This is a genomic window from Thermosediminibacter oceani DSM 16646, assembly GCF_000144645.1.
Classification (GTDB): domain Bacteria; phylum Bacillota; class Thermosediminibacteria; order Thermosediminibacterales; family Thermosediminibacteraceae; genus Thermosediminibacter; species Thermosediminibacter oceani.
This window is the reverse complement of the sequence record NC_014377.1, coordinates 565,573-577,632: the sequence shown is the minus strand read 5'-3', so window position 1 is coordinate 577,632 and position 12,060 is coordinate 565,573. Positions and strand designations below refer to the sequence as shown.

The 12,060-nt window shown below is 52.3% G+C and carries 15 protein-coding genes; 1 reads left to right on the top strand and 14 read right to left on the bottom strand.

Annotated elements, in window-relative coordinates; genetic code table 11:
- Positions 1-23 precede the first annotated feature (23 nt).
- Positions 24-434 carry a PTS sugar transporter subunit IIA gene (locus TOCE_RS02855; protein WP_013275386.1) on the bottom strand — a complete coding sequence of 137 codons (411 nt, stop codon included), beginning with the start codon at positions 432-434 and terminating at the stop codon, positions 24-26.
- Between the two features lie 259 nt (positions 435-693).
- Between TOCE_RS02855 and TOCE_RS02850 the strand changes: the two genes are divergently transcribed.
- Positions 694-1,062 (top strand): helix-turn-helix domain-containing protein, encoded by a 369-nt coding sequence (locus TOCE_RS02850; RefSeq protein WP_013275385.1) that lies wholly within the window; start codon positions 694-696, stop codon positions 1,060-1,062.
- A 171-nt stretch (positions 1,063-1,233) separates the two neighbouring features.
- On the opposite strand, the gene TOCE_RS02845 is transcribed toward TOCE_RS02850, so the two are convergent.
- The 13 genes from TOCE_RS02845 to TOCE_RS02785 all read right to left on the bottom strand — a co-directional run bounded on the left by TOCE_RS02845 (position 1,234) and on the right by TOCE_RS02785 (position 12,046).
- Entirely contained in the window at positions 1,234-1,779 is a 546-nt protein-coding gene (locus TOCE_RS02845; protein ID WP_013275384.1) for a BMC domain-containing protein, read from the bottom strand.
- Positions 1,780-1,790: 11 nt separating this feature from the next.
- Positions 1,791-3,116, bottom strand: coding sequence for a 4Fe-4S dicluster domain-containing protein (locus tag TOCE_RS02840; RefSeq protein WP_013275383.1), 1,326 nt, complete (start codon positions 3,114-3,116; stop codon positions 1,791-1,793).
- Positions 3,117-3,135: 19 nt separating this feature from the next.
- Entirely contained in the window at positions 3,136-4,539 is a 1,404-nt protein-coding gene (locus TOCE_RS02835; protein WP_013275382.1) for an aldehyde dehydrogenase family protein, read from the bottom strand.
- 5 nt (positions 4,540-4,544) lie between these two features.
- On the bottom strand, positions 4,545-5,540 hold the full coding sequence (locus TOCE_RS02830; protein ID WP_013275381.1) for a cob(I)yrinic acid a,c-diamide adenosyltransferase: 996 nt from the start codon (positions 5,538-5,540) through the stop codon (positions 4,545-4,547).
- 16 nt (positions 5,541-5,556) lie between these two features.
- On the bottom strand, positions 5,557-5,841 hold the full coding sequence (locus TOCE_RS02825) for a EutN/CcmL family microcompartment protein (protein ID WP_013275380.1): 285 nt from the start codon (positions 5,839-5,841) through the stop codon (positions 5,557-5,559).
- Between the two features lie 9 nt (positions 5,842-5,850).
- Entirely contained in the window at positions 5,851-6,633 is a 783-nt protein-coding gene (locus TOCE_RS02820) for a flavoprotein (RefSeq protein ID WP_013275379.1), read from the bottom strand.
- A 12-nt stretch (positions 6,634-6,645) separates the two neighbouring features.
- On the bottom strand, positions 6,646-7,458 hold the full coding sequence (gene eutJ / locus TOCE_RS02815) for an ethanolamine utilization protein EutJ (protein ID WP_013275378.1): 813 nt from the start codon (positions 7,456-7,458) through the stop codon (positions 6,646-6,648).
- A gap of 39 nt (positions 7,459-7,497) precedes the next feature.
- The gene (gene pduL / locus TOCE_RS02810) at positions 7,498-8,079 is read right to left on the bottom strand and encodes a phosphate propanoyltransferase (protein WP_049817936.1); all 582 of its coding nucleotides are present in this window, start codon (positions 8,077-8,079) and stop codon (positions 7,498-7,500) included.
- A gap of 96 nt (positions 8,080-8,175) precedes the next feature.
- Positions 8,176-8,631 carry a BMC domain-containing protein gene (locus TOCE_RS12870; RefSeq protein ID WP_013275376.1) on the bottom strand — a complete coding sequence of 152 codons (456 nt, stop codon included), beginning with the start codon at positions 8,629-8,631 and terminating at the stop codon, positions 8,176-8,178.
- A 20-nt stretch (positions 8,632-8,651) separates the two neighbouring features.
- Positions 8,652-9,008 (bottom strand): glycerol dehydratase reactivase beta/small subunit family protein, encoded by a 357-nt coding sequence (locus TOCE_RS02800; protein ID WP_013275375.1) that lies wholly within the window; start codon positions 9,006-9,008, stop codon positions 8,652-8,654.
- Positions 9,005-10,822, bottom strand: a complete 1,818-nt coding sequence (locus tag TOCE_RS02795; RefSeq protein ID WP_013275374.1) for a diol dehydratase reactivase subunit alpha — start codon at positions 10,820-10,822, stop codon at positions 9,005-9,007. The genes TOCE_RS02800 and TOCE_RS02795 overlap by 4 nt, the downstream gene beginning before the upstream one ends.
- Positions 10,823-10,856: 34 nt before the next feature.
- Positions 10,857-11,372 carry a diol dehydratase small subunit gene (locus tag TOCE_RS02790; RefSeq protein WP_013275373.1) on the bottom strand — a complete coding sequence of 172 codons (516 nt, stop codon included), beginning with the start codon at positions 11,370-11,372 and terminating at the stop codon, positions 10,857-10,859.
- A complete protein-coding gene (locus tag TOCE_RS02785) occupies positions 11,372-12,046 on the bottom strand; it encodes a propanediol/glycerol family dehydratase medium subunit (protein ID WP_013275372.1) in 675 nt (224 codons plus the stop codon). Before TOCE_RS02785 ends, TOCE_RS02790 begins: the two co-directional genes overlap by 1 nt.
- Positions 12,047-12,060 lie beyond the last annotated feature (14 nt).

The window sequence follows — 12,060 nt, the reverse complement described above, 5'->3', positions numbered from 1 at the left end:
ACCCGCTTTTACGGCAGGTGGCTTCACTTCATCAGCATATCCGAATAGCTCATTACGCTGTCCCTGGCGGCTTTTTTTACGATATCGACCAGTTCCTTCAGATTTTTTGCGCAGCTCTCCCGGCAGGCCTGCACCGCCATGGGCAGGTTCAAACCCGTGATAACGTCTATCTTCGCATTCTTAAACTCCGACCCCATAAGTTCAAAGCAGGCGTTGCAGGGCGTCCCCCCAAACAGGTCGGCCAGGATGAGCACACCGTTTCCGCTATTCACCCTGGATACAGCCTCCGCCACTCTGAGTTTAAAATTTTCCTTGCTTTCTCCCGGGTGCAGCCCAACGGACTCAAGGTTCTGCTGAACCCCCATCACCGTTTCCAGGGTCTTATGTAGTTCTGGAGCAAGATTGCAATGGGATACCATGACGATTCCGACCATCGACGACCAACTCCGTGGCGGTATTATTCAAGAAACCTTGACATGTACCTGAGAAATTTGTAACATATTCTGAAGAGGATTTAAAATTAAATAGGCAACATTTTAATTATAGACAAATTGTCTATTTTAGTCAATTTGTCGTTTAGGGTAAAATCAGCTTATTTTAAGCAATTTAGACAAAATACCTCGGTTTATATCTTTTTTTCGACGATTTTAGACTTTTTGTCATTATCCTAATTCTGATTAATGGAGAGATCCTATGTCTGAAATGAGTAAAAAAATAGGCTTGATTAAGGGAAACCTGTCCTATGCGGAGCTGGCCGATAAAATTTATGAAAAAACGGGCTACAAAATTCACTATACGACCCTGCAAAAGTACGCCACCGGGAAGCGCGAACCTTCCAAAAAGGTGCTCAGGGTGCTTTCCGCCTATACGGGTAAACCGGTCAGCTGGTTTCTGGAAGACGAAGACCAAGAAATCTCCGGAAACTTTTTGGTAAAGGAAAATGAGGAGATCCCATACGAGTATCAAGAGGTCTTCAAAAAAGCCAAAGATAAAAAAATTCCTCCTTCCAGCCTGAAGCTTTTCATAGAAGCTGTAGAAAAGGCGCGGAAGGAAAAAACATAACAAAGCCGCTGGTGACGATCAGCGGGTTAATATTGTTTAAATTCCAATGCTACTTTGCGGAAACCCTGCTTACCACAAATCTCCTGCTTCAAGACTACAACAGTTGTTTTGATAAATTTAGAGGAAGTATTTATTTATGAAGAATGAATACCTGCCGAAGAGGAAGGTATTTTAAATCCATTCTCTCAACAGCTGTTGATTTACATTGCTTATTACCGCATGGCTGACCAAAAGCCCTTCTTCCACAACCCTTACACCGTTTTCCACGGCGGTCTTTACGGCACTAACTTCACCCAGAATTACAACGACCGATTTTCCACCCATTCCTCTTGCCAGCCTTACCTCCGCGACCACCACGTTGGCACCCTTGGCCGCCGCATCCGCAGCCTTTATCGCCGAAGCTACGCTGAAAGTTTCAATCAGGCCGAGGGATTGTCTTTCCATATTCACGTCCGCAGTACCCCACAGGGCGGAAAGTAATGATTCATCGGGATTGGGTATAAGCAGTTCGTCGATAACTCCTTCGTTGAAAGACTCCCTTCCCGTCTTTAAGGCGCTCTTGACGGCGCCTACCTCGCCGGTAATCAAAACGATGAATTTGCCGGGGCACACACTGGTGGCGGTAATCAGTTCTACCGGAGCCGATTTCAGCATGCTGTCCGAAGCCACCAGCCCCCTGGTTATCTCGCAGAACTCCAACAGTCCGAGTGCTTTCATGTCGACCCCCCTCATCCTCTTCTTATCACGATCGATGATCCGTCAATACCTGCGACTACCCCGTCAATGCTGGCGTGAAGATTTATGCCGGGTTTTCCCTCCGGAGCCTTTGCTATCAATTCCCCAGCTTTGACTTCGTCTTTTTCCTTCACCAGCGGGACGAGCTCGAGGCCGGCGTACTGCCGCAGCATCAATTTCACTTCTTTTGCGTCAATCCTTACATTGGCGTATTGTATTTGGTGGGAATAATTGTACAGGCCAAGCCTCGCGATGAGCTTTTTTGTGGGATACTTCCTGCTTTCCCTCTCGGGCCTTTCCCTTTCTACATTCGACTTGGGAAACCTTATCCTTTTTTCCTGCAGAAGCCTTTTTAACCTGGAATTTATCCTCCTTGGGCTGAGGCCCATCGGACACGTAATTTCACACAGCCCGCATTCCGAACACAGCAAAGAGTTCTTGACCGCTTCAGTATCCGGTAGACCGTAGGAGACGGTGCGCATTATCCTGTGGGGCTCCAGGCTGTGCCCCAGAAGATACCGGGGGCACATGTCGGTGCAAATCCTGCACTGGCAGCAGGCAGCCTTGGCCCTCTTCAGCAGCACCTCCATCCTGGCTCTCCTCGAAATATGCGGAAAAGCGCCATCCGGGATTACCAAAAGGGCTGAAGTGGTCTTGGTCACCGTGTCGCCGGCGTCTACTTCACTGCCCATCATGGGCCCGCCGTGGACCAAAATATAATCTTTTACAGCAGGCCCTCCGGCAAGATCAAGAAGCTCGGAAAACCTGAGGCCTATTGGGACTTTAACCACCAGGGGATGCCTTACGGCACCGGCAACGGTCACGAATTTTTCGGTGACGGGCTTTCCATCGCGGTAGGCTCTTTTAATGTTGTAAAGGGTTTCTACATTATGGACCACCGCCCCCACATCGGAAGGTATGCCGCTCATGGGTATGGTCCTTTTCAAAACTTCTTTTACCATAACATGCTCATCACCGGCGGGGTAGAAATCCTCCAGTTCGTGAATTACGATATTTTCGTAATACCCTATTTTCCCTTCCAGGGATTTTCTGCAGGCTTCGTATTTCTTTTTTAGGGCAATCACACCTTTTTTCGCCCCTGTAGCCTGCATTGCTATCTGCAGCCCCTGCAGCACTTCATCGGGGTGATGCTGTATCAGCGCCTGATTCGTAAAAAGCAACGGTTCGCACTCGGCCATATTCGCTATTACTACTTCACACTTTGCATTTAACTTTATATGGGCCGGAAACCCGGCTCCTCCGGCCCCCACTACTCCTGCATCCTTTACCGCTTCAATTATTTTTTTCGAGACATCCATAGCAATCATTCCTCTTCCCCTATATGATTCGGAAGGCATCGACCAGCACGCACCTTCTCTGCCGCGTGAAGGTTCTGGCGGAAGTCAGCCCTTCGCCGGTAGGTCCTGCTATGGTAAAGGTCGCATATCCCTCCCCGCCGAAACCTATCCCCGCGTATGAAGGCGCATTTTTCACAAAGATCGTGGTCTGTATGGCTCTGGCGAAATTTGTCATATTATCCACATTTTTGGAATGCATTACGGCCGTATGCCTGTTTCCGCCCTCAGCCCTGACGGCCAACTCTACCGCCTCCTGGATATTGGGGACCCGGACGAAGGGCAGTACCGGCATAAGCTGTTCGTGATGAACCAGCGGGTGCTCCGGATTCACGGGAACCACTACCAGCCTCACATCCTTACCGACCTGGATGCCGATCTGCTCCAGGATAAACGAGGCATCTTTACCCACCAGCTTTTTGTTTATCCTATGATTTTCATCGAACACAACTTCCGTTATTTTTTCTACATCCTTCCCCCTGAGTATATATGCTCCTTCCCTGGCCAGCCGCTCCAGAAGCATGTCGGCCACGGCCTCCACCGCTATCAGTTCTTTCTCGGCTATGCAGGGGAGGTTATTGTCAAAGCTGGCGCCGCAGTAAATATCATGGGCGGCCTTTACGATATCCGCCGTCTCGTCGACGACGACGGGGGGATTGCCCGCACCGGCTCCTATGACCTTCTTGCCGGACCTCAAAGCCTCGCTCACCACCGCCTTGCCCCCGGTCACGCTGACGAGATTGACCTTGGGGTGAGCCATCAGGGCTTTTGCGGTCTCTATCGTCGGCTCGGCGACGGAATTGACGAGGTGCCTCGGGCCTCCCACTTTCATGATGGCCTCGTTTATTATCTCCACGGCCTTGTTGGAACTGCGCTTGGCCGAGGGGTGCGGATTGAACACCACAGCGTTCCCCGCCGCCAGCATGCTGATCGAGTTATTGATTACCGTGGCCACCGGATTCGTAACGGGAGTTATAGAGCCAATGACTCCTACAGGGGCCATCTCGACAAGGGTTAGCCCGTGGTCCCCCGTCCAGCAGGAGGGTCTTAGGTCTTCCGTCCCCGGGGTCTTTTTCGCGGCCAAAATATTTTTTACAATTTTATCCTCGACACGCCCTATCCCCGTCTCATTCACAGTCAGCTCGGCAAGGTACCTGGCGTTGTTCAGGCACGCTTCCCTTATGGCCTGAATAATCTCCTCCCTCTTTTCAAGGTCCAGGGCAGCGAACCTCTTTTGAGCCTGAGACGCCGCCTCTACCGCATCGTCCAGGTTATCGAAGATCCCAAGCTCTTCTCTTGATTCTCCTCCAGAAGAGCCGGATTCGCACAAATTCAATTCCTCTATGATTCTCTTTGCTATGGCCTCCACAACCTTTTCGTCGACCATTGATGTCACCTCCCAAGGTTGGTTACCGCCGCGAGGCCGGCTTTGGCTATAATTTCGTCCTCCTCTACCGTCCCACCGCTTACGCCGATGCCTCCGGCCAGTATTTTGCCGTAAAAAACGGGAATGCCTCCACCGAAGGTCACTATTCTCCCGCCGCAGGCTGTGTTAATCCCGTACAATTCTCCTTCAGGCCGGGCAAGCTTCGAGAGCCGGGATGTCTCCATCCTGAGCATGACGGCCGTAAAAGCTTTGTTTACAGCGAGTTCCGCGCTTACGGGCAGGGCACCGTCCATCCTGTGGAAGGCTACCAATCCGCCCCCCGCATCCACAACAGCCACGCACACCGGCCTTCCTATTTCTTTTGCCTTCTTTTCGGCTTTCTCGATCATTTTAAGGGATGTCTCCAGGTCCATACTCCCCACCTTTCCCGCGCTGCAAAACTCCCCGCCCGCCAGCCTGTCTTTCAATTCTTCCACAGACCTTCGGATCACCTCTCCCATCTCTTCGTACAGGGAGAGGATGTAGAGAAAATCGGACAGCCTGTTCAGGTACCTTAAAATCACAGGCCTTATTCTTTCTTGCGCCGAAAGCCCGACAACCTGCCTTTCGGCCCTTCTGACCACCGTTCTCGCCATATGCAGCGACGACGAAGACGCGTATGGCCCGGGCAGTACAAAGTCGTTTTTAAAGCTGATTTCCCCCGAAATTTCATCGATGGTCCTCTCCAGCCACGCTACGTCATCATCTGAGATGGTCTCTTTCAAAATCTCCTCCGGCTGGGGGCAGGCCAGTTCAGCCGCCAATTTGAAGAGTTCCCCTTCGACTTTCAACAGCAAATCCCTGGTCCTTTGAGTGCGGGCGTTGCAGCGGGCGAAAGCGATGAAAGCTACCGCTTCGTCAACGGTCCCGTAGGCTTCTACCCTGATGTTATGTTTTGCAACCCTTCCGCCCCCCAGAAGGCCGGTCTTTCCGCCGTCTCCCGTTTTCGAGTAAATTCTCATGTAAATTCCCTCTTTTTCAATGCATTTCGATTTCATCGATAATGCCAATTATCGCGGCGTCCACCGGGGCGTTTTTGTGTTCTATAATTTTAGAAGCAGTGCTCCCCGTCACCAGAAGCACCGTTTCGCCTATCCCCGCCCCCACGCTGTCCACAGCCACGATCAGGTTTTCCTCTTCAATTAGTGACCAGCCGTTCTTGTCCTTCCTCTTGATGGGGTTTACTATCAGGAGTTTTTCTCCAACGAGGCCTTCGTTTTTTTTTGTCGCCACCACGTTTCCCACCACTTTTGCTATTATCAATTTCCCACCTCATTTTCTATAGACTTTAACGCCGTTTTCCCTGATAAAGTCCACAGCGAGCGGGGTAAGGATCGCATTTTGCGGGATACATATTTCATCGCTTTTTCCGCGGAAAGGTATCAGGTCCTGAACGGTGACTATATTTTTTTCTATATACGCCCCGGATGAAGCCACGCCCCGCACGCCGTCAGGGGCTTTTGCCTTCGGCTGCCATAAGACCGCTTCAAGCTTTTGTTTTAACTCATCCGAATCGCACAAAACCACGCCGTATTCCTCTACCTTTTTCAAAACGTCTTCGTAGGCCTTCCGCAGAGCGGTCCCCATCCAGATAAAGCCCAGGTCCCGCCACACTTCCGAACAGGGGTCCGCTGCATCCCTTGCGGCTATCACCGGGATGCCCAGCATCAGAGCATCGATAATTACTTCGGCGGTGAGGTTTTCCGAAAAAAGGTTTGCTATTTTGGATGCGGTGTTTCTGCTTAAGGCCGCCACGACTACGGCTTTAAAGGGTTTTAGAAACTTCCTTATGCACTTTATTTCTTCTCCGTCGATTACTACCCTCTCCGGCTCAAGCTGCCGCGTGACCGCCTTCACATCGTGGATCTTAGCGGCATTCCGGCTGAAGAGCAGAGTATAAGATATCTCCCGCTCTCTTTTCAGTGCAGCCAATTCCCTCAGCGATACATCGAAGTTTACGATGCCCCCTGTGACGACAACCAGGACTTTCTCGGAATAATATTTTTTTACGACTTCCATCACGATTTCCCTTATTTTTTCCTTCAGGTCTTCCAAGTTCACCCCTCCTTACGGGCATGAAAGGGCAATGCCCAGCGGAGTAACGTAAAGCGGGTACCTGGGGACGACCACCTCAAGGCCGAGGGCATCGGCCATCACGTCCTTGAGGCCGTACAGGGCGCTGGCACCGCCCACCAGATAAACTGCTTTTACGTCAAAACCCCGTATATGCCTCCCGGTTATATCCGTAACCTTCTCCATTGTAGGCTTGAGTACGGGAAACAGCCTTTTCTGATTTTTTTCATCCAGCTTAATATTTTCGGCCTCATCGAAAGGCAAATTAAAATGTCCCGCCAAAACCAGGGTGAAATGGGTGCCTCCCGTCGGCTCGTCGGCGGTGTATACCACCTTACCCCCTCTTAAGACCGATATCCCCGTGGTGCCGCCGCCTATGTCCACTACCGCCCCGTCGGTTATCCCCAGGACTTTCGCTGCAGCCGAGGGCTCGTCGACTATGTTTCTGACTTCCAGGCCGCTTGCTTCGACCACGTACATGGTCGCCTTTGAATCCGCCGCTCCCGTTCCGGGGGGAACCGCACACGCAGCATCAACCAGCTCCTCCCCCAATTCCTCACAAAGCTCCCGTACCATCTTGGTGAGTATGTCCCTCGCCCCCACGAAATCCACCACGAGGCCATCTCTTACCACCTGGGCCCTCTTTAATTTTCCGGCCACCGGCCTGCCATCCTCATCCACGACCGCCACCACCACGTTGGCTGTACCCAGGTCAACTCCCACCCTGTACCTTGCAGCCCTTTTCAGGGGCCTTGAATTCACGCAGGAAGCAAATTTTTCGCAGAGCTTTTCACCGGTCAGGTCCATAAGAATATCTCCTTCCGTCCCATCGCGCACCGGGTGGAATCATTCCAGAAGTATAAAACCCTTGTCCCCGCTCCTGACTCCGGCAGCGTTGGCTTCGTCGGTATCGATGTGCATCTCGAGGGCGAAATTGTCGGAAACCCTGGCAAGCACCCTGTCGAAGACCACCTTCCTTTCGCCCTCCACCAGAACCTTTAAAAAACTCCTGTCCTTAATCCCGTACTTTTCCGCAAACTGAACCGGCATGTGTATGTGCCTCATGGCTGCTATGACTCCTTCCTCGATCCTGACACCGCCGGCGGGCCCCACCAGGACGCACCCCGAAGAACCCTCATGATTTCCCGAATCCCTCACGACAGGGTCGATCCCCAGGACAAAACCATCGGTTTTTGAAATCTCCACCTGGGTCTTTTTTCTAACGGGGCCCAAAACCCTCACGTTCTGAATAATCCCCTTGGGGCCTACTATTATGACCGTCTCTTTGGCAGCGAATTCCCCGGGCTGCATCAGTTCCCTCAAGGGGGAAAGCCTATAATTTTTGCCGAACAGTATTTCCAGGTGCTCACTCGAAAGGTGCACATGCCTTGCCGAAACATTGATGGTGACTTTTGGATATCCGCTCATCTCCGATAACTTTTCCTTGACCTTTTGCACTATTTCCTTTAGGTCCAAATCGTCCAGCACGCCTTTCACCTCACCGGCAAGAGTTTAGCCGGAATCTCATCTTTTTTTATAGTGGATGCAGTAGCTGCGGGGTTCCCCTTTTTTCCTGGGGCAGGCGGGGTCTTTGCAAATATTGCAGCTGGATTCGCTGGAGCCCGGAATATCTTCATGGGATTCCCGCTCACTCGATCCAGCCGTCTCTCCCGGCTCCCCGCCCTCTTTTTCTTTTTCTATATTTCCCCCGAATAACGGCCTGATCTGGTCCGCGGGCCTCGATATGACGTGGACGGCGTAGACGCGCCCCACTCTCTCGGCCGCCGCTTTTGCCGCGTCCACCGCCGCTTTCACCGCCGCCACATCGCCGGCGAACTTGATTGTAGTCAAGCCCCCACCCCGGGCCATTTCATAACCTATTATTTTCACATCGGCAGCCTTCGAGCCCGCATCCGCCGCCTCTATCGCGGCTACAAGCCCCACGGTTTCCACCAGACCAAAAGCTCCGTCTCCTTTCAAGCTCTCCCCTCCCTCGCCGATTAAAAGCTTAACGGCACGTTCTTGGCGAGCCGCGCTGCATTCGCCCCCAACCGCCTGTAATCGCCGGCTGATGCCAATCTCCCGTGAATTTTCATTACGGGCATGTTGTAGGGCATTTTTGTATGCTGCAGAAGGCAGGTTCCGTCCCTGCCGAGAAAAATGCCTATCCCTATCCTGGAGTCCCTGGCAGCGTTCTGGGCCATAAACTCCGGCTCATCCCCGGATTTTATTACTACTTCAAAGGGAACTCCTTCTTCCTCCAGACCTTCGCATATCCGGTTCAAGTATGCACTGCCGGCGTTTTCGTCCTCGCAGTATATGACCACCGCGGGCTTTATCTCTTCGTAAGCTCTCATGGCTTCCCTTCCCACCCCGAGAGCACCAATCCGGTCGCCACCGCATTCCTCGGCCCTTCACTGCCTCTTATCTCTCCCCTGCCGGCAACGATACCGTAACCGGCCAGGGCTTCCGAAATCATCTCGGGGATCTCAAAGTCCAGGGCGGAACCCCCTACCATTATTACGAAATCGATCAGCCGGAGATTGCCCGAAGGCGCCACTTTTGAAAGAGCCCGCACCGCATTGGACACAAAAACCTTCTGCTTTGCCTTCCTCCTGACTTGCCTCACTTTCTCCAGCTGCAAGTCCGGAGGAAGCGGGACCAGACTTCCCTCCTTCAGCAGGCATACTCTCGCAAAAGTCTGCGGGTCCAGGGGTTTTTCGAAAAAGCGGACGGTGCCGTCTTCCATCCTTATGGAAAACAGGCTCTCCACCTTGGCCACCGGGTAGCGCTTGATGTCTTCCGCCAATTGCCTGTCGGAAAGTCCCAGTTCCGCGGCTATTATCATATTCACCATTTCCCCGGCCCCCGCCATGTGGATGCTGACTACTTCCTTTTTCCTGTTCATGAAGGCCGCATCGGTAGATCCTCCACCGAGGTCCAGAACAGCTACAGGAACATCGGTCCCGGGCGTAGTCAGGGCCCCCAATACGGCCATATTGGCTTCGACGCCTGCTATTTCTACAGGAATATTCAATTCTCTTTCCACTTTTTCAGCTATCTTCTCCATGGGTAGTTTCGAGCTTTTCACCATGGCCGCCACGGCCACCGCATCCTCGGTGAAAAACTCCTCGGCTATCCCACCCGTCACCCTCTGGGGCACCAGCACATCCACCGCCAGTATGTCCTGAATTTTGATTTTCCTCATATCCTGGTAGGTGACCTGCCCCATCACTTCTTTAACCCGGGCTATAAGGCCGCCCACATTGGTGGAGGGAGTCCCTTCCACATCGACCAAAGGCCAGACCTGCTCCAAAGCCTGCATGACTTTGTCGGCGCCTTCTTCCAGATCGACCACCAGTGTGCCGTTTCTGCCTTTCAACTTTATCTGGCCTGCAGGGATCTTCCTCTCCTTTACGTCGCCCCGGGGTGTCTTTATGACCACAGCCGAGCGATTGCCTATCAGCGCCCTGGCGATGGGGATTATATTTTTGGTCTCTTCAGGGGTTAAGTTGAACACCGAGGCTATTCCGTAAGGGTTCGAGAGGGTCTTGATAGTAAATCCCGGTTCGGCCACTTCGATGCAGGCCGGCATATTCAGAGGAACCTTTTCGATGAGCGATACTTCATCGACGATAGGGATTTTTTTGGTCAGCCTGTTGGATATCAATACACCGTCGTCCTTTTGAACAATAGCGCCCTGGACATCGACGCCTCTCAAAAGGGCATCGTTTATCATTTTTGCAGCATCCTCGAAATCCACGTTTTTAGGGATTACCGGGATCACCTTTTCGCCGGGGTGCCTGGAGTTCAGACCGAATATGGGGGTAGTGATACCTACCCCCACCCCAACTCCCCCCGGTGTCGACGGATTATGCCCTATCATGGTCGATTCGGTAATCACCGTTTCGGTGATGGCCTCCATGGCGACATCGGATATCACCGGCGTAGCCTCGTTCAACCGCAGCAGTTTTACTTCTTTCATATCTATCCCGGCCTTTTTGACGGCGCTTTCCAGGGCGAGCCTGATCCCCAGGATGTTGTCTTCCGTACCTTTAATCCCGGTGGTCTTTGCGATGCCGCTGGCTATAAATTCCGGCCTGTTATTTACTATCCTCGCCAGGGCTATTTCCGTGGTGCTGTTGCCGATGTCGACACCTGCGATAATCATGGCACTGCCTCCATTATCTTACCTTATTGCAATATTACTCCATCCCCTTTAACCTTCTCCTGCGCTCGTACACTTCGGCCGCTTCCCTCACAAAGGCGGCACATATGGGGGCATCATACTTTTGCTGCAGTTCATCGGCAATGGCCAGAAGTTCTTCTTTCGTCGACCTGTAAGGTCTCAGGGCGTTATATATCTCCAGTATCCTCTCGTCGGGCACCCGAGTGAGCTCCGCTGCCCTCCTCAAATTATTGGCGAACTGTTTTCTGCCGACCCTTTCCGCGATCTCGGCCTGTATCAAAAGGGTATCAGGCGATATTCTAAAATCCTCCGCCCGGACATTTCCTCTGAGGGCTTCCTCAAAGGTTATTTCCGTGAACTTCTTCCCCGTTGCCGATTTCAGAAGCTCCGGCCTCTTTTTAGACAGCGGAAAGTCGAGCTTGGGGTCCAGGCCTTCATCCTTTTTTATTTCAGCCTTTACTTGCTTTTTATGGCTGCCGAGCTCCTCCAGAACCTGCCGGACTATTTCCTCCAGCGCCTTTTCGTCTATCATCAGCTGGTACCTCCTTTGCTGAAGCAAACTTTCAGCTCCACTGGCTTTAAGCCGGGTTTCACGTACTGGGTCTCGAAATTATGCATGACGGCGGCTTTGGCCTGAAACTTGGGCCTGGCCATCTGGTCGTTCATCACCGGCACCGGCGTGGGAGATTCTCCTTTGGCATACAGGGCCGCATTCTTCCCTATGGCCCTGTAGGTATCGAGCGTCATCACGGGGCACTGCGGGAAAAGCTCAAGGTTATTTAACGGCTGCAGGTCTTTGTGGTGTATAACGGCGGTCCCTCTTGACTGTATCCCTATCCCCACACCCGAACCGGAAAGTTTTGCCGCAGTATGGCCTATAAAAGCCACATCAGCAGTGTGTCTTACGCGGATCACCCTTGAATTCAGGCCCTCTTCAGCAATGCCCGCCATTATTTCCCTCAATATGTCCGCCAGAGGAATGCCGTTGATGTTTTCCTTAAATTTAACCCCAAAGGCAGGGGAAACACCTATTACCACTTCTTCTTCCCTGGCCCCCGGCTTTGCTTCTCCCATTTCCTCCAGAAGGAGTTCCTTGCCCGCGGGGTTTCCAACCGCATAATCTTCCGCGACTTTTTCCCTTTCTCCGGCCAGCCTCTTCAGGACCTCTTTAACTACTTCCTCGACGACCATTTCCGTATTTATCATAACATCATACCCTC

Excerpts from the sequence above, each read along its gene's own strand:
- TOCE_RS02785 (WP_013275372.1), bottom strand. The coding sequence starts at position 12,046 with ATGATAAATACGGAAATGGTCGTCGAGGAAGTAGTTAAAGAGGTCCTG.
- TOCE_RS02835 (WP_013275382.1), bottom strand. The coding sequence starts at position 4,539 with ATGGTCGACGAAAAGGTTGTGGAGGCCATAGCAAAGAGAATCATAGAG.
- TOCE_RS02795 (WP_013275374.1), bottom strand. The coding sequence starts at position 10,822 with ATGATTATCGCAGGTGTCGACATCGGCAACAGCACCACGGAAATAGCC.
- TOCE_RS02855 (WP_013275386.1), bottom strand. The coding sequence starts at position 434 with ATGGTCGGAATCGTCATGGTATCCCATTGCAATCTTGCTCCAGAACTA.
- TOCE_RS02850 (WP_013275385.1), top strand. The coding sequence starts at position 694 with ATGTCTGAAATGAGTAAAAAAATAGGCTTGATTAAGGGAAACCTGTCC.
- TOCE_RS02790 (WP_013275373.1), bottom strand. The coding sequence starts at position 11,372 with ATGATAGACGAAAAGGCGCTGGAGGAAATAGTCCGGCAGGTTCTGGAG.
- TOCE_RS02800 (WP_013275375.1), bottom strand. The coding sequence starts at position 9,008 with ATGAGAGCTTACGAAGAGATAAAGCCCGCGGTGGTCATATACTGCGAG.
- TOCE_RS02840 (WP_013275383.1), bottom strand. The coding sequence starts at position 3,116 with ATGGATGTCTCGAAAAAAATAATTGAAGCGGTAAAGGATGCAGGAGTA.
- eutJ (WP_013275378.1), bottom strand. The coding sequence starts at position 7,458 with ATGGACCTGACCGGTGAAAAGCTCTGCGAAAAATTTGCTTCCTGCGTG.
- TOCE_RS02830 (WP_013275381.1), bottom strand. The coding sequence starts at position 5,540 with ATGAGAATTTACTCGAAAACGGGAGACGGCGGAAAGACCGGCCTTCTG.
- TOCE_RS02845 (WP_013275384.1), bottom strand. The coding sequence starts at position 1,779 with ATGAAAGCACTCGGACTGTTGGAGTTCTGCGAGATAACCAGGGGGCTG.
- pduL (WP_049817936.1), bottom strand. The coding sequence starts at position 8,079 with ATGAGCGGATATCCAAAAGTCACCATCAATGTTTCGGCAAGGCATGTG.